Source organism: Oceanobacillus sp. FSL W7-1304 (assembly GCF_037969805.1).
In the GTDB taxonomy this organism is placed as follows: domain Bacteria; phylum Bacillota; class Bacilli; order Bacillales; family Amphibacillaceae; genus Oceanobacillus; species Oceanobacillus profundus.
The window spans coordinates 1,329,758-1,346,923 of record NZ_CP150211.1; the positions used below are offsets into that span (position 1 = coordinate 1,329,758).

The window sequence follows — 17,166 nt, forward strand, 5'->3', positions numbered from 1 at the left end:
ATTACGCAAAGATAGTTTATTTGCTTACATTAATTTTTGCTTCCTCTGGTGTTATCGTCTTTATTTTCTTTATGAAATAATAGTGCTTATAGAACATGAGTATAACCAAAACTATCCTCACGAACAGAATATCCACATAAAATATCGAAAAAAGAATAAAAGCGTCAGCAATCAAGTTTATTCGAACTTTTTCTTTTTTGGTCATGCCACGGTTTTCTTTGATTCGAACAACGTATTTTTCATAAAACATGGTACTCTTAAACCAGTTTTCAATACGCTTCGAGCTTTTCCCAAAACAAAACGCGGAGAATAGAAAAAACGGTCCACCTGGTAAGACTGGTAATACCGTACCAGCAACACCAATACCAAAGGATATAAGTCCTAGAAGCATGAAAAGGGCACTTCTTATATTTTTAATGGTAATCACCTTACCTTATATAAATTTGGCAACACGGAACAGCATACGATTTAGAGTATAAAATCATATTAATTATTACGTTTTACCTCAAAAATATCAACCTCCTGTTCATTTGAAAATGCAATTCTACTATAGAACACTTTATTTTTCCATACCCTATTGGCAAACACTAGCTTTCTTCCTTTTGCAAACTCATCCATGCTACAATGAGAGAAAAGACAGCTGGAAGGAGTGATACCATGCCAGACTGGTCTTATCATGGTATTTTTCGTCCCCTATTGAACATATTACCGCCTAATGTCTCAAGAGAACTTATACATCGTGGAATGAGTTTCATTGCTACACTTCCATTCCAGATCGGCCCACAAGTGATTCATTTCCTGGGTAGGGAAGAAAGTTCTCCACTCATCCAAAAAATTAACCATGGATTAATATTTAATAACCCAGTTGGGTTATCTGGAAAAATCGATCCGCTTCTTTCTGGAACACATGCTTTTACCAACTTAGGTTTTGGTTTTCTAGAAATCGGTCCTGTGACAGTGAAGCAAACAACCCATTTCTCGACTCCAATAGTTGATAGAAAGATAGAAGTGATTCAGTTTCCAACTAAGGTGGAATCCATTGGAATTGAAAAAACAATCGATCATTTACATAAGGTAAAAAAGAAGCAACCTCTATTTGTTAGACTAAGTGGGACATATGAAGAACTAAGCTATATGATAAAGCGGCTTGAACAATTTACTGATGGTTATATTATCGAATCTTCGTTTCCGGTATTAATTCAAGAAACGAATAAGCCAATATTCTTCTCAACCGTTCCACCAAGTGAGAGTCTTATAGATAGTCCTTTTGCTGGTATTGTGTTGGAACACACGGAAAAAGATATTCGTTTGCATGAAAAAGTGAAGAAGCTAAGAAATAACGGCTATAAAGGCACCATTATAACTTCAGGCGGGATCAAGGAACCAGAACAAGCAATACAGCTGCTAGATGCTGGCGCTGATTTCATTATGCTTTCAGATGGCTATGTATTTGCCGGCCCAGGTTTAACCAAGCGAATCAACGAAGCACTTTTAGATCGCCTTGATTACAGCCCTCCACAACTACACGGATGGTTTGCCTATTGGCTATTTGGTTTATTTATTATGATTGGAGGACTGCTGGCACTTCTTTTTAGCATGACAACTGTAGTACTACCATATGATGAGCTGTTTTTAGGAATGAAACGCGAGTCAATAATGACCTTCAATGAGCGAATTATGTTATTCATGGCACATGATCGTATGACACTAGCTGGTACCATGATATCTGGTGGAATTGTATACATGCAGTTAGCCAAACACGGAGTGAAACATGGATTAAAATGGGCAAAGCAGGCAATTGATATTGCTGCAATTATTGGCTTTCTGGGTATTTTTGCTTTTATTGGATTCGGTTATTTCGACTGGCTTCATTTTGTTTTTTGGCTTGTTTTACTTCCAGTTTATATATATGGATACAGGAAATCCATAGGCGTTACTGGCACGCCATCCTCTAAAAACAGAAAAAATGATGTCATCTTTAGAAGAGGATTATTCGGGCAATTAGCCTTTGTATTATTAGGGTTTTCTTTTGTATTAGGAGGGATTATCATTTCCACCATCGGAATGACTACCATCTTTGTCCCAACTGATTTGGCTTATATCTGCATGCCAGCTGAAATGATGAATACGTTTAACGAGAACTTGCTTCCTGTTTTAGCACATGACCGTGCTGGATTTGGCAGTGCTTTAATAAGTGTTGGCCTACTCGTATTGATGCTCTCATTATGGGGATTCCAACAAGGCAATCGGTGGGTATGGTGGACCTATTTAATAGGAGGCTTGCCAGCATTTTGGGCAGGAATCTATATTCACTTTGCAATTGGCTATACGACTTTTATACATCTGTTACCTGCGTATATTGCACTTGGTTTGTATTTTATTGGATTAATTCTTTCTTATCCGTTTTTTAACAAAACAGAAGCACGACGCTAAATGATTCTTTCGCGTGTTCACTCCCCTTTTTAGCGGTAGATAGAATTCAAATTTTATAGTCCAATCATATCAAAAAAAGTAGTGGCTTCATTGACGAAGCCACTACTTCTTATATTAATTCACAACATATTCATTAAAAAATGTTTCGTAACCCTCTTCAGGATATTGTCCAACAAGCCTGGCAACCTCTTGTCCATCTTCAAAATGAATCAGTGTTGGAGTTGATTCAATGCGATATGCATTGCCTTCTTGTCCAAACTCTAATAAATTGAATTTCTTCATATCGACATCCATATTCTCAGCTAATGGGGCGAGATATGGTGTTGTGTTTTGACAATAAATACAAGTTGGGCTATAAAAGTAAACCGTAACAGGATCTCCATTCTGAATCGTTTCACTTAACTCATCTGGAAGAATTTGATTTTGATATAATGGATTGTCTAGCTGATCAATTGTAGCTTGATCCAAATCCTCTGTTCCATAAGGATTTTCATTGTTATTAAGTGCTTGATTATTTTTATAATCGAGGACGAAAAATAAAGCAATAAATAATACAACAATTACCGCAATAATAGCTATCATTTTCTTTCCCATTCGTTTATTTCCTCCTTTGTTCCTTTAAAAGCATAAGATGTAAAACAATAATTACCGTAAACGCTACACCAGCTAAAAACGGTATCGTTATAAAGCCAAAGTAATTGACGTAGACAGCATTACACGGAACTGCTCCAGTGCATGCTCCCCCCAATTCATGCATTGCAGGCACTTTTTGCAGCATGTAGTGATAAATTGAAATTGGCAATCCGATTACACTCAAAATTAATCCTGGCAGCGCAATTGAAATATCCTTCTTAATTGCCGCAGTCCCATAAATAATGACTAATGGATACATTAGAATTCTTTGGTACCAGCACATTTCACATGGAACATATCCCATTATTTCTGAATAAAACAAACTACCTGTCGTTGCTACAAATGCTTGTACCCAAATGAACAACAATAAATTCTCAGCTTTCTTAGTCATCTGCCGCATATTCGAGTATTCCTCTCTTCTTTTTATACATTTGTATTATACAAATGCCTGTAGTGAAAAACAATAAAACAGCTTTGGTTGTTTCATCTAATATGACAAATTATTGAACAATCACGAAAGAAAAACTCCTGTTTTCATTATAATATTGTTAGTAAATTAATGGTCTATGCTAGTATGGACATGCTATTTCACGAAGTATGAGAGGGTGAATTAGAACGGCTCTGGAGAATTTTTTTTATATTTATTTTAATAAAAGCTGCTTAAACATAGTACCTTAAGCAGCTTTTAGCTAATCTTATAGTAATTGATTACGGTGGACATAAACAGCTGCTTGCGTCCGGTCATTTACATCCAATTTTGATAAAATGTTGCTAACATGCGTTTTCACCGTCTTAATACCGATGTAGAGCTTATCACTTATCTCTTGGTTCGTCATACCATTTCCGATACAGAGTAAGACTTCCATTTCACGTTCTGTCAATTCATCATGGGGCTTTTTTTGTTCAGCGCGGAAATTTGACATCATTTTTCCAGCCACTTTTGGCTCAATGACATTTTCCCCGTTGGCTGCTTTTTTGATAGCAGCAGCAATTTCAGGTGCAGCGGAAGTTTTTAATATATAACTAAATGCCCCGGCTTCAAGTGCCGGAAATATTTGTTCATCATCATAATAGCTCGTCAAAATAATAATTTTACATTCTGGATAGTCCCCCATTATTTGCTTTGTCGCTTCAATTCCTGTCCCATCATCCATAATTAAGTCCATTAAAACAACATCTGGCCGTAATTGAAGCACAAGTTCAGCCCCTTTATTCCCGCTCGATGCCTGACCAACAACTTCAATATCATCTTCCGTCTGTAAATAAGCAATAATTCCTTTTCGTACAATTTCATGATCATCAACAACTAAAACACGAACCATTTCCATTCCCCCCACTAAATAAACCGATTTATTTTCCGCTAACAAGGAATCCGAATATCAATATATGTTCCTTCATCGGGATTAGAACGAATAACAAATGTCCCGCCTAACTCCTCACTACGCTCTCGCATCGTTTTCAACCCGTAGGATGTTTTTCTTTCTTTATCATTTACTACATCAAAACCTTTACCGTCATCTTGAATGTGTACAAATAATTCGTTTGATTTTTTAAAAATCTCTACCTGTACGTTGTTCGCGTTTGCATGTCTTAAAATATTTGATAACGATTCTTGAACAATCCGAAATACATGCTCTTCTATCGTTTCACTTAGTTCTAGCTCCTCATTTATCTTGAGATGGAAATGAATTGAGCTCTTTTGCTTTAATTCTTCAATTAATTTATGTATTCCTGTTGCCAATGAATCTCCTGATAAATGAACAGGTCGTAAATGCAGTAAAAGCGCTCGCATTTCTGTCTGTGCTTGTAATGCCGCCGTAGCAACTTCCTTCATTTGCTTTTTCGCTAATGCCGGATTTTTATCAAATTGCTTAATCGAAGCTTCTGAAATCATTGTTAAAGCAAAAAGCTGTTGGCTAACAGCATCATGAAGGTCTCTAGCAATCCGCTGTCTTTCCTCTATAACAGCTGCTTTATGTGCTGACTTAGCAAAATCTGCTTTCTCATCCGCCATTCGCTGCAATGACTTTACCTGATTCTTTAATTTATTACCGAGCTCATTTAAATCCTTTGCAATTCTTGTAATCTCATCTTCATCTTTCATTGACTTTGGGAACTGAATAGAAGAATCATAATTTCCGTTTGAAAATTGCGTAATGAGAAGGGATATGCCATCCAGCTTGGTTTTCAACATATTCCCTACCTCTTTAAACCCAGTGTACAGCGAAATAACAAAGGCAATAGAGGCATACAAAATTGCAAATAGAAAAATGCTTTGAACAGTTAACCATTCTGGCTCAAATAAGACATAGATAGATAACAAAATGGTAAGAAGTAAGATGGATGTTAAAAACATACTGTACAAATGGGAACGAATAAAAATATAGCGGATACTTGAAAACCTGTTTTTCATCATACAGCCCTCCTCACACACGATCGATACGAATGTTACCAGCTTTTAGATTGATATAAAAATCCAGCTTTTTGACAGCAGCATCATAGTTATTCGTTTGATAGACGAATGTGCGATTTATACCATCCGAAGCTTGATCCAGCACTTGTATACCGCCAGCTTTCACCCTCGCATGGATACGAAAATCAATATTTTCAGGTACCACAATATTCACATCTGCTGCAAGCGAATCAATCGTAATTGGAATTTTCTTTTCAGGAATAAAAGCTTTCGAAAAGTTAAAATAAAAGTCTCCGGCCATATGTTTTAAATGCATTGGCTCTACTACCCAATTCTGCTCATCGAAGGTTTGGCTCCCCACCGAAAACATCGAATTATCAAAATACTTTTTATGCCATCCTGTATCATAATCATAATCATGATTCTTGTCGTCATCAAAAGAATAATTGATCTTAACCCGATTACGTCCAATTAGAGAAAATCCAATATATACAATAAGCAATGGCCATAAATTAATAACATCTTTAAAAGCAAATGTCATCCAGTCTAACCGATCCATGATTAACAACGAACCGAATATTGCGAAAAAGGATCCAAAAATCCAGCTTCCCCCTTTTCTTCCTAAATAACGAATCAAGCTCATAAAACCAATCACAACAAAGAAAATTGGATAAATATAATGCCATGCGACACTAAAATTGAAATCAATCACTTCAAGATTAGCCATCACAAGCATAACGCCAATAACGATTAAAAAAATCGCAAAGAAATAACGAAAGAAATTTCTCATCTGTCTGTCATCCTCTCAGAGTCAATCTGTATATAGGAGATTGCTCTACACATCCTCTTTTTTAAGGACCATAAGCAAGTTACTACTCCTATCATAAACTTAGTTGCTCCCCCTTTAAACCATCTAGAGGATGCTTTTAGCTCCGACTTAAGACTGACTCCATCCTTTCATACACATATATGAGTCCAATTAAACAGATAAATCCAAGCGCAAATCCAGCAACAATATCGGTTATATAATGGACATGAATTACATATCTGCTGATCCCAATCAAAAATATAAGTGTGACAAACATTGTTTGCGTAATAAAGATTAGGACATGCGATTTCATTTTCTTAACTAATAAATAAGCAATCAAGCCATAACAAACCATTGAGATCATAGCATGTCCAGACGGAAAACTGTATCCTTCTGCATTAGCTGCAACCGATATGCTTGGTCTCTCCCTTACAACAAGACTTTTAATAAGTATATTCAATTGATGTGTCAGTAAAATCCCACCAGGAAAAAGGATAGCAACAAACCATTTTTTGAGTAAAATACTTAACACAATCGTCATGACAACTACGAATGGTACGAGAAAGGATTCTGATCCAAGATTTGTAACCAATCGGAATGGCTGATAAATAATGGAATTATGCAAGGTTTCAACGAATTGGTTTGACCACCTGTCAATATAGGGTACATAACCATTTACAATTTGTACAACCCAAACTCCCGTTATTATAAGTACTGCGAATAATAGAAACAACAATAATGTCCGATCTTTTTTCATCATTATTTCACACCTTCATTTTATCTTCTTATTTCAATTTAATGTTATTATACAGGGATTTAGGTTTAAACAAAACTAGAGCGGGTATTGTATCAGTATACTTAACGTTTTACTATTGAAAAGGTGGAGATAAATAATGGAAAAGGATTTACAAAATTTAATTGATGGTTTAAATGAAGATTTAGCTCATGAGTATGGTGCTGCTATTCAGTACACATACAGTGCATCTGTTGTTTCTGGCTTATACCGATCAGCATTAAAACCATTTTTCGAATCAGAAATTACGGATGAGCTTGGACACGCACTCTATCTTTCTGAAAAAATCAAGGCTCTTGGAGGCACTCCAACAACCAAATCAGCTGATGTACCTCAACCAACAGAAGTAAAAGCAATACTTGAAGCAACACTTCAAGCTGAGTCCGATACAATTAAACGTTATGAAGAACGAAAAAAACAAGCAGAGGACCTTGGGTTAACAGAGCTTGTTGTTAAGCTAGAGGATTTAATATCGGATGAAACACACCATAAGGAAGAAATCGAACGATTACTTGCTGATCCTCGACTTTCTTAATAGATTCCTTTTTTCTTAAGGACGGCTAACTATAGCTGTCCTTTTTTATTGGTTATCACTAATTTACTTATCTATTACTTGTAAAATCATGATATGATGAATAAATTAGAATTGAACAGGTTCCTGTATATAAAAGGCGCCCGTATACAATACAGGCGCCTTCACGAAATTTGCGGCAAAGCACGATGTGTTCACATTCACATCTATTGCATTGTGCTTTGACTTACACAAATCAGCTCATCGCAACGTTAAGTATAACATCATTTATATAAAAGCACCATACCGCAATTATAACTAATGGAGGATAAAAATTGAATACGAAAGATTTATCATTAGAAAATCAGCAAAAAAATAAACGTACAACATGGCTTCTTATCTTCGGAATTATTCTAATCGGATCCAATTTAAGAGCCCCACTAACTTCTGTCGGATCACTCATCCCTTTTATTCGAGATGATTTAGCATTGAACAATGCCATAGCAGGAAGTATCACCACGCTGCCTCTAATCGCATTTGCACTTCTTTCTCCATTTGTACCAAAACTAGCGAACCGGCTTGGAATGGAATGGACGATTTTTCTTTCTATGCTTATTCTAACCACTGGAATTATTGTCCGTTCATTAGCAGATGTTGGCTTTTTATTCATTGGAACAATCTTAATAGGGACTGCAATAGCATTTGGCAATGTGTTACTACCAGGATTTATCAAAATGAATTTCCCTTTAAAAATCGGAATGATGACAGGTGTATATGCTGTATCGATGAATATATTTGGTGCGCTCGGCTCTGGATTAAGTGTCCCTCTTGCTGCAATTCAAGGTTTTGGCTGGCCAGGCGCATTAGGAGTCTTCGCATGTATTTCATTTTTAGCCATACTTGTATGGGTCCCGCAATTACTTCAAAGAAAAGGGACTACTAATACGATCGCTGTAAAGAAAAACGGAAATCATTTATGGAAATCTGGATTAGCTTGGAAGGTTACACTATATATGGGATGTCAATCTTTTCTATTCTATACATTAATAACCTGGCTCCCTGATATATTACGAACAATTGGTTATAGTTCAAGTGCAGCAGGATGGATGGTTTTCTTAATGCAATTCTCTGTTATTCCAATCACCTTTATTATCCCAATTATTGCAGAGCGCTTGAAAAATCAAATCGGTTTAAGCATCGTAACCGCTTGTTTATATGCATCAGGCATACTTGGATTGTTAATCGGACATCCAACTATCGTTCCTGTCAGTGCTATCCTAATTGGTATAGCCTCTGGTAGTGCATTTAGTTTGTCCATGATGTTCTTCACATTAAGAACAACGGATGGAAAACAAGCAGCAGCATTATCTGGAATGGCTCAATCATTTGGTTACCTGTTAGCAGCGACGGGCCCAGTTCTTATTGGTGCCCTACACGATATCGCAAACAGCTGGAGTATCCCGTTACTATTATTAATAGGTATCATTGGATTGCTGCTGCTCGCTGGAATTGGATCTGGCAGGCAAAGAACTGTGGGAGAAAAGCTAAAAGGGTCAGCTTAATAATGTATTGAACAAATCATTCTTATATTAATAATGGATTAATTTATTTGAATTACTTGTTCATATAGTGATACGCTTAAACTATTAGTGAAAGGGAGTGGTTCATAATGAGTAAATCGATTCCAGAGATTACGCTTCATGATGGTATGACCGTACCAGTTATTGGTTTGGGTACATATAAACTTAATGGGAATGCAGGTGTAAATGCGATTACAAGTGCGATCGACATCGGCTACCGGCTAATTGACACAGCTTATAATTATGAAAACGAAGGAACTGTTGGGGAAGCTGTAAGACGCAGTTCTGTTCCAAGAGAAGAATTAAGAATTACATCCAAATTACCAGGACGTTACCATGAGTATGATAAAGCCGTTACAACCATTCAAGAGTCATTATATCGTGCAAATCTAGATTACTATGATTTATACCTTATTCATTGGCCAAACCCAATCCAAGATATTTATATGGAAGCCTGGCAAGCATTAATTGATGCAAAAAAATGGGGGCTTATTCGCTCTATCGGTGTTTGTAATTTCTTACCGGAGCATATGGAGCGATTAGAAAAAGAAACTGGTGTAAAGCCGAGCATGAACCAAATTGAATTACATCCTTTTTTCAACCAAGAACAACTGCGAAAATGGCATCAGGATAACCAAGTTCAGACTCAATCCTGGAGTCCTATTGGTCGCACAAATAATGCTTTACAACATGAAGTGATACAAAAAATTGCCGAATACCATAACAAGACTGTGTCACAGATTATTTTACGTTGGCATTATCAGCTGAATGCCATTCCTATTCCTAAATCAGCGTCACCGCAAAGACAATTAGAAAACATATCGATTTTTGACTTTTCACTGGACGAAACTGAAATGAACCTCATTGGAGAGTTGACTCGCCCTGATGGCAGAAATAAAAATCAGGACCCAGCTGTTTACGAAGAGTTTTAAATCACATGATGATAGCGCATCGTATATGAGCCTTTGATGCACTATCATCACGTTTGTTTTTAATTTCTAATGAACGGATTACTTCTTATTCACCTTTCCTTCTCCATAACTGTGCCTTGATAATTCACTATCTTAACCTTCATATTAAACCTCCAATTATCGTAGTGGTTCCCAACTTAAAATATATAAAATTTATTTTCTGAATAGAAACTCATGTTATGATAGAATAAACGTAAAAGTGAATTAATTTAAGAGGTGGCGTTATCAATGTTAGAAAGTATACATCAATCAATTGATGATCTCTATCCAGAAATGATAGAGATCAGAAGATATTTGCATCAGCATCCCGAATTATCTTTTCAGGAAACAAAAACAGCAAAATACATAGCAGATTTCTATGAAGAGCTCGGGATTCCCTATCAAACAGGAGTCGGTGGAAATGGTGTAATCGCAACATTAAAAGGAGCAAAGCCAGGTAAAACAGTTGCATTAAGAGCCGATTTCGATGCACTGCCAATTCAAGATGAAAAAGATGTACCATACAAATCCAAGGTTCCTGGTGTCATGCATGCCTGTGGCCATGACGGACATACCGCAACACTACTTACACTAGCTAAAGTTATGAAAAAATATCAAGCCGAGCTTACAGGAACGATTGTCTTTTTACATCAACATGCAGAAGAATTTGCACCAGGTGGAGCGAAACCTATGATAGAAGCAGGCGCACTCGATGAAGTGGACGCAGTATTTGGAACACATTTGTGGGCAACCGTTCCCCTAGGCGTACTCCAGACTTCAAAAAAGGAATTTATGGCTGGTGCAGATCGGTTTGAGATAAAGATTCAAGGCCAAGGTGGACATGGTGCATACCCACATGAAACAAAGGATGCGATCGTTCTCGGAGCGGAAGTTATTACACAGTTTCAGCAAATCGTTAGCAGAAGAGTAGATCCATTACAAACAGCAGTGCTAACAACAGGAATTTTCCAAGCGGGGAATGCATTTAATATTATTGCTGATCAAGCAGAATTAGTTGGTACGGTACGATACTTTAATACAGATGTTCAAAAACTAATTATGGATGAGATGGAAAAAATCCTTAAAGGTATTTGTATATCAAACGACGCATCCTACACATTAAATTATATAAAAGGCTATCCGCCATTAATCAATCATTCTGAGGGAGCTGAAATTGTTCTCGAGGCGAGCAAACAAATTGATGCGATTCATACTACTGAGGAAATTTTACCGGTAATGGGTGGAGAGGACTTCTCCTATTATATGATGGAAAAGCCAGGAGCATACTTTTTTACAGGTGCGAACAAAGAAGGAAATCCATATCCACACCATCATCCCAAATTTGATATTGAGGAGAAAGCTTTACCAATTGCTGCTAAAACCTTAATTGGAGCTTATTTTGAATATCAAAAAGCGAATTCCGAATTCTAACCAGATGAAGCAGACCAAATCAAATAGATTTGGTCTGCTTCATTGTATTACTTTAACCTCGGTTTCATATAACCATTCACAAATAGAACGGTAAAGAGCAACCCACCACCAAGAATAATAACAAATCCCAAATATTCCTGTAACAGAACAAACAACAAGGCGAACAAGAGCGTTTGAATTGTACTTAGTTGATAAACAATCTTGAGAACAGCACTTCTCCTATAATTTAATTCAACAGGATAAAGATCCAGCCACATATTCGTTCGGTGATGTTGATAAAGGGGCATCATCTGGAATGTGCTCAAATAGAGAAATAAAATTCCAAATAATATCTTCATCCATACATTCGGAATGAAATAAATGAATAATCCTCCAATTACGATGAGACGCACATACATCCCTAAGTAATCTCCACTGCGAATAAAGGAAATTCGAAATAAGTAGTCATACGTATGTTTCTTTTCAATTGGGACACCTCTGTTAACTAAATGAACCAACCACTGACGCTTTTTTACGCGGTTTTTTAAATGTGGAACATCTGCAAACATATTGGCTATTCTATAAAACGTCTGCATGCGATTTTGATCCTTTTCAACAAGCAAATCCCACGCCAACCCTGATTGTTTATTGGAGTAATAATAATCATAGAGAAAAACGATGACAAATAAAATCGAAGTAATTCCTGCAAATAGCATGTCACCATTTACGATAAAATAAAAAATAACCCCATTCAAAACCGTGCGGATGAGAAGATCAATATTCCGAATTCCTGGCTCCCTAACTTTCAGCATCCACCAATTTGCAAATAAATTTGCAACTTTAAATAGTAAAAGAAGAACTAGTGTAAGTAAATACATACTTCCCGCTCTTTCTGGATATGAAGCAAAATAAAGCGGTCCAAATGCTGCAGCGAAAAGCAGAATCATATAAAGCTGAATGACAAAACTATAAATAAGCGCATTACGGAAATAGGCCCCCATCTTTGTCTCAGCTACGATAAGAAAAACAAGATCCGGCTCTTTTAATAACGTTCTTACAGGGCTATAACTCACAATTAGCCCGAATGTAATTCCAATTATCAAAGCCGTCGGAAAATTCGCTGGTAATTCCGTCAACCATTGTTGGTAATAATATGCAGATGCAGAAATAAAGAATAGGATAGCGAATGCCATATGACCATTAAAAATATATTTCAAATAACGGCCTGTCTCTTTTAAGTGAGATGAAAAACGCTTTTTATAAAATGCATGCGAATCAAACATGGCTATCTTCTTCTTTCGTTAATTGCACATACAAATCATCCAACGTTGAATCAGGCATATTAAAGCTTTCTCTTAATTCTTCTAATGTCCCAATCGCTCGAATAACACCATCATGCAAAATAACAAAACGATCGCAATAGCGCTCTGCAGTAGCAAGAATATGTGTCGACATCAACACACCCGCTCCTTTATTTTTCATGCTGTCCATCAGTTGTAGATAAGATTGAATCCCCAATGGGTCTAAACCTACAAATGGTTCATCAACAATATAAAGCGGTGGTTCGATTAAGAACGCGCACATAATCATAACCTTTTGTCGCATCCCTTTTGAAAAATGAACGGGGAACCAGTTTAGCTTTTTTTCTAAACGAAATTCCTTTAAAAGCGGCTGAAGTCTTGCCTCGAATGTATCCTCAGCAATTCCATATGCCATCGCCGTTAAGCGCAGATGCTCATAAAGCGTTAATTCATCATATAATATCGGCATTTCCGGAATATATGCCATTTGATTTCGATACGTTTCTGGATTTTCCTTGTAGCTCTTTCCATTCACGCGAACGGTTCCTTTTTTGGGCTGCATGAGTCCAATAATATGCTTAATCGTCGTACTTTTACCAGCACCATTCAAACCAATTAAACCTACAATTTCTTTTGGTTTAACATCAAATGAAATACCGTGCAATACATTTTTATGTGTATACCCTCCATGAAGGCTATCAATATGTAATAAGGATTCCATCAAAATCCCTCCTTGTCATTACTTTTGATTTTATCATTATTGCTGGACATTGCCAAAGGCAAACCTTACGACATTTTCTGACCAAAAGCGCAGAACGCCCTTAGATAATACGCGGACATTACTGTTTCAGTACAAGACATACTTCCCATCAAAATTTTTAAAAAATCCATGTATAAGATATTTATTTCGGAACAAAATAGAAAGGAAGAAACGAGGATGTCTCACTACAACAAAATCTTGTCATACGCAAATGAGGTGTTGACGATCGAATATCTAATGTAATTTCGTGTAAAAAACACAAAATGAGGTGTTAGTGTTCGATAATTACTCTGATTTTTCGTAAAAAAGCGAGATGGGGTGTCAGTGTTGGCATACTAATGATATAAAGCCCTTTTACCAGCTTCCGCTTCAGACGAAGTGGACAATTGGTATAATGGTTTTTGTAAACCAAAGACGAATCATCTTTGCATGATTTACTGGTGTTTACAGTTCCCCAGCATTAGTTTAAAACATCCTCTTTCTTCTTAAAACAGGCAGGTCCGCATTATGCGGGTCTGACCTGTTTATTTATTTTGCGCTTGTCCTTTTTCAGAAAATAAGAGGAATAGCTTTACATTTGTCCCTAATACTTACTACAATAAACATAATATATACAATTATAAAAGGAGAGATAACAAATGAGTCATGACGATTGTATTTTTTGCAACATAATTAATGGTGAACTACCTTCTGCCAAAGTATATGAAGATGAGCATGTTTATGCATTCCTGGATTTAAGTCAGGTAACAAAAGGACATACACTTATTGTTCCGAAAACACATACGAAAAACATTTATGAAACACCACCAGAGGTTGCAAAAGAATTGTTCGCTCGAGTTCCAATCATTGCCAATGCGATTAAAAAAACATACAGTCCATTAGGAATGAATGTATTAAACAATAATGAAGCGCCAGCAGAGCAGTCTGTATTCCATCTTCACTTGCATCTAATTCCAAGATATGGCGAAGGTGATGGCTACACACCAAACTGGACTGTACATACAGACGAATATACGTCAGAAGAACTGCAAAATATTGCCCAGGAAATTAAAGCCGCAATTTAAAACAAAAGCGGAAACGTCCAGTTAGCGACGTATGAACTGCGCCCTGTACCTATCGGTAAGTCTTCTTTATCGTGTCATGAGGTGATGGAAGTCTTGCTACAACTTTCGTGCTGGAGCTGGACGTCGCTATTCCAGCATTTACAAAAATTAGTCCTTTTAATTTTCAATAAATTCTGCTATACTATTGCTAACATTTCGCAACTGACAACGAGTGTACAGTTGGAAATAAAAAAGCTTGAGCATAGAATAGATGAGGAGAGTTAAAAATGAATACGAGAATATTGATTATTTTATCCCTATTGGTAGGTATCGGTGCTGTTTTGCATGCAGTTGTACCACCTATGCTTTTTGGTGTGAAGCCTGATATGCTGTTGTCCATGATGTTTCTAGGAATTTTACTATTTCCTAAAGCAAAATATGTACTTATTCTATCCATAGCAACAGGTATCATATCCGCTTTAACAACATCTGCACCTGGAGGACAAATTGCCAACATTATTGATAAACCAATCACAGCCTTTGTATTTTTCGCTTTATTTTTACTCGTGAAAAATAAAGTTAAGATTACATTAAGTGCACCTGTTTTAGCTGCTTTTGGTACAATGATTAGCGGTTCGATCTTCCTTTCTGTTGCATTATTCATTGTCGGATTAATGGAAGGCGGATTCTTAGCATTGTTTGTTGGAATTGTATTACCTGCCACTGCTTTAAACACCATCATCATGATTGTTATTTATCCGATCGTACAAGGAATTATGAAACGGTCTAAACCAATAACAGTAGCTTAATCTATACAAACCTCTGATAAAACAATGTCAGAGGTTTTTTATGTTTTTCTGCTTAGTAGTAGCTTTATTTCCGCTTATTTTTTATAATCAAATTAGTGAAGCCTTTTCATATGTGTGCGTGATTAAGAAAGTGGAGGTAGAGGCCGAAATCGGCTAAGGGCGCAGTATCCTATAGCAACAGGATATTTTTATTCCTCCTTAATAAATATGTTTGATAGCACTATGAAAAGTGGAAATGATATAATAGAAGCAAGAAAGGAGTGCGTAGCTATGTCAAAAGGAAAATCATTTATTCTAGGACTGCTTGTCGGGGGAACAGTTAGTGCAGCAGTCACATTATTAAGCACACCTGAATCAGGAAGAGATGTACGTGTTCGTGTAAAAGATCAGGGATTGGAATTAAAACTTCTTCTCAACCGACTAAAAGTAGAAGGTTTACGACTACAACAACAAATTAAACACACGTCCAAAGAGGGTGCTGTCCTCATTAAAGATTTAACAGACGAAATCAGAAAATCTGTTGAGGAATGGAAAGAAACGGTTGAACCCCATCAAGAAAGTATTTATCAATCATTGGAACAAATTGAAACTAGTCTGAGAGACCTGGAAAATAAGGTTAAAAATCATTAATACTAGAACTAAAAATGAGACAGCTTGGTTAGGGCTGTCTCATTTTTTATTCCAGAATCATTCAACTCACCTTCTACGATGTTGCCTGTCATATTCCTCCAATATCTTGCTGAACTCCGACATAAGCATTGGATAGCATCCATCTAATTTCAGTGCTTCAATTGTCTTATTTGGGTCCAGTTTCTCATTCAACATACCAGCAAATTGAATAAGCAATGATGTGAAATCTAGCAAGCCCTCTTCTTTTTGAAGCTCATACGCATCATTTAAGCTTTGAATCATCTCCATCATTTCGTTGTATTCCTTGCGGGTAAGATTATGTTCGATAATCATTTTGATGACGGGGTATTGATTCATATCTATTATTTTGGAAAGTAATTGTATATGAAATAATGAGCTGTCATTTGTATTTTCAAATTCCCCCAACTCAGCTTCCCCCTTAAAATAGCATCTCTCTAAACACTGTTTTCTCTATATAGTTGTGTTTCCTATCAATAGCAAGCGACCTGTTTTTTTGAATTGCTTTCATTTGCTATCTATATAATTTGTATACATGAAACTACTTTTTGTTATAATCGTTCTGATATATTTTTTTGTCTTTCTACTATTATACAGAAACATGGAAAACAAAAAAAGCTTCTTTCACTTTATTCACAGCGATTTATATATATCAGTAACTATATCATTCTAGCTGGAAAAATGATAATTCATTTCTCTATTTTTCTTCTCCTGCCTCTGTTCATCCAGCACTTCTTTTGGTAGAGTAAGATTACAAGTGTACATTGAATGAGAGGAGTTCAAGTCATGGTCATTTTTTATATGTGCTTTGCTTTTGTTGTATTGCTTATTTTCAACACCCTTACAAAATCTTTCTGCATCAAAATGCAAATGGACAAGCATAAGCAAGCTAAAATATTCCGTGTGATCAATATGATTATGGTCGCATTGCTCGTATGCTCCTACTTACGTGTCATGAATGTGACAGTTTAACGGTATTTTTTAGGTATTTTACATAATACTATTTTTTCTAAAAGGAAGTATGTTATATTTATCATTGGCAGATAATAAGGTATAAACCATTCTTATCTGCAT

Annotated in this window: 20 protein-coding genes; 8 read left to right on the plus strand and 12 right to left on the minus strand. The window is 36.3% G+C overall.

All coding sequences use genetic code 11. The features are described from left to right. Window positions 1-16: 16 nt before the first annotated feature. Together NYE61_RS06645 and NYE61_RS06650 are read right to left on the minus strand one after the other, a co-directional pair. Complete coding sequence (locus NYE61_RS06645; RefSeq protein WP_240033726.1) at window positions 17-391, minus strand: YbaN family protein; 375 nt, start codon at window positions 389-391, stop codon at window positions 17-19. A gap of 95 nt (window positions 392-486) precedes the next feature. Further along, window positions 487-618 (minus strand): hypothetical protein, encoded by a 132-nt coding sequence (locus tag NYE61_RS06650; protein WP_339317156.1) that lies wholly within the window; start codon window positions 616-618, stop codon window positions 487-489. Window positions 619-657: 39 nt separating this feature from the next. Between NYE61_RS06650 and NYE61_RS06655 the strand changes: the two genes are divergently transcribed. Next, a complete protein-coding gene (locus NYE61_RS06655) occupies window positions 658-2,433 on the plus strand; it encodes a dihydroorotate dehydrogenase (RefSeq protein ID WP_303448022.1) in 1,776 nt (591 codons plus the stop codon). A 114-nt stretch (window positions 2,434-2,547) separates the two neighbouring features. Here the strand turns inward: NYE61_RS06655 and NYE61_RS06660 are convergent, their stop codons facing one another. The 6 genes from NYE61_RS06660 to NYE61_RS06685 form a co-directional block, all read right to left on the minus strand. Next, window positions 2,548-3,027 carry a thioredoxin family protein gene (locus tag NYE61_RS06660; protein ID WP_118888718.1) on the minus strand — a complete coding sequence of 160 codons (480 nt, stop codon included), beginning with the start codon at window positions 3,025-3,027 and terminating at the stop codon, window positions 2,548-2,550. Window positions 3,028-3,031: 4 nt separating this feature from the next. Then, on the minus strand, window positions 3,032-3,466 hold the full coding sequence (locus tag NYE61_RS06665) for a disulfide oxidoreductase (RefSeq protein ID WP_303448023.1): 435 nt from the start codon (window positions 3,464-3,466) through the stop codon (window positions 3,032-3,034). Window positions 3,467-3,761: 295 nt separating this feature from the next. Continuing rightward, entirely contained in the window at window positions 3,762-4,388 is a 627-nt protein-coding gene (locus tag NYE61_RS06670; protein ID WP_095309636.1) for a response regulator transcription factor, read from the minus strand. Window positions 4,389-4,426: 38 nt separating this feature from the next. After that, complete coding sequence (locus tag NYE61_RS06675) at window positions 4,427-5,479, minus strand: sensor histidine kinase (RefSeq protein ID WP_118888715.1); 1,053 nt, start codon at window positions 5,477-5,479, stop codon at window positions 4,427-4,429. Window positions 5,480-5,492: 13 nt separating this feature from the next. Beyond that, a complete protein-coding gene (liaF, locus tag NYE61_RS06680; RefSeq protein WP_303448024.1) occupies window positions 5,493-6,269 on the minus strand; it encodes a cell wall-active antibiotics response protein LiaF in 777 nt (258 codons plus the stop codon). Between the two features lie 136 nt (window positions 6,270-6,405). Continuing rightward, window positions 6,406-7,047, minus strand: coding sequence for a phosphatase PAP2 family protein (locus NYE61_RS06685; protein ID WP_339317160.1), 642 nt, complete (start codon window positions 7,045-7,047; stop codon window positions 6,406-6,408). 133 nt (window positions 7,048-7,180) lie between these two features. On the opposite strand from NYE61_RS06685, the gene NYE61_RS06690 reads away from it, so the two are divergent. From NYE61_RS06690 to NYE61_RS06705, 4 genes are all read left to right on the plus strand, one after another. After that, window positions 7,181-7,615, plus strand: a complete 435-nt coding sequence (locus NYE61_RS06690; protein WP_095309630.1) for a ferritin-like domain-containing protein — start codon at window positions 7,181-7,183, stop codon at window positions 7,613-7,615. A gap of 311 nt (window positions 7,616-7,926) precedes the next feature. Then, complete coding sequence (locus NYE61_RS06695; RefSeq protein WP_303448026.1) at window positions 7,927-9,153, plus strand: MFS transporter; 1,227 nt, start codon at window positions 7,927-7,929, stop codon at window positions 9,151-9,153. A 107-nt stretch (window positions 9,154-9,260) separates the two neighbouring features. Then, window positions 9,261-10,103 (plus strand): aldo/keto reductase, encoded by an 843-nt coding sequence (locus NYE61_RS06700; protein WP_095309641.1) that lies wholly within the window; start codon window positions 9,261-9,263, stop codon window positions 10,101-10,103. A gap of 267 nt (window positions 10,104-10,370) precedes the next feature. Next, entirely contained in the window at window positions 10,371-11,552 is a 1,182-nt protein-coding gene (locus tag NYE61_RS06705) for a M20 family metallopeptidase (RefSeq protein WP_303448027.1), read from the plus strand. Window positions 11,553-11,599: 47 nt separating this feature from the next. On the opposite strand, the gene NYE61_RS06710 is transcribed toward NYE61_RS06705, so the two are convergent. Both NYE61_RS06710 and NYE61_RS06715 read right to left on the minus strand, forming a co-directional pair. Then, window positions 11,600-12,814 (minus strand): ABC transporter permease, encoded by a 1,215-nt coding sequence (locus tag NYE61_RS06710; RefSeq protein WP_303448028.1) that lies wholly within the window; start codon window positions 12,812-12,814, stop codon window positions 11,600-11,602. Beyond that, window positions 12,807-13,553, minus strand: coding sequence for an ABC transporter ATP-binding protein (locus NYE61_RS06715; protein ID WP_303448029.1), 747 nt, complete (start codon window positions 13,551-13,553; stop codon window positions 12,807-12,809). The genes NYE61_RS06710 and NYE61_RS06715 overlap by 8 nt, the downstream gene beginning before the upstream one ends. A gap of 677 nt (window positions 13,554-14,230) precedes the next feature. Here NYE61_RS06715 and NYE61_RS06720 point away from each other — a divergent pair. The 3 genes from NYE61_RS06720 (at window position 14,231) to NYE61_RS06730 (ending at window position 16,074) form a co-directional block, all read left to right on the plus strand. Then, window positions 14,231-14,656, plus strand: a complete 426-nt coding sequence (locus NYE61_RS06720; RefSeq protein WP_095309649.1) for an HIT family protein — start codon at window positions 14,231-14,233, stop codon at window positions 14,654-14,656. 266 nt (window positions 14,657-14,922) lie between these two features. After that, complete coding sequence (locus NYE61_RS06725) at window positions 14,923-15,444, plus strand: tryptophan transporter (protein WP_095309651.1); 522 nt, start codon at window positions 14,923-14,925, stop codon at window positions 15,442-15,444. Between the two features lie 270 nt (window positions 15,445-15,714). Further along, window positions 15,715-16,074 carry a YtxH domain-containing protein gene (locus tag NYE61_RS06730; RefSeq protein ID WP_095309653.1) on the plus strand — a complete coding sequence of 120 codons (360 nt, stop codon included), beginning with the start codon at window positions 15,715-15,717 and terminating at the stop codon, window positions 16,072-16,074. Window positions 16,075-16,140: 66 nt separating this feature from the next. On the opposite strand, the gene NYE61_RS06735 is transcribed toward NYE61_RS06730, so the two are convergent. Together NYE61_RS06735 and NYE61_RS06740 are read right to left on the minus strand one after the other, a co-directional pair. Next, on the minus strand, window positions 16,141-16,500 hold the full coding sequence (locus NYE61_RS06735; protein ID WP_240033724.1) for a DUF1878 family protein: 360 nt from the start codon (window positions 16,498-16,500) through the stop codon (window positions 16,141-16,143). Between the two features lie 261 nt (window positions 16,501-16,761). Next, complete coding sequence (locus NYE61_RS06740) at window positions 16,762-16,962, minus strand: hypothetical protein (protein ID WP_339317166.1); 201 nt, start codon at window positions 16,960-16,962, stop codon at window positions 16,762-16,764. Window positions 16,963-17,166 lie beyond the last annotated feature (204 nt).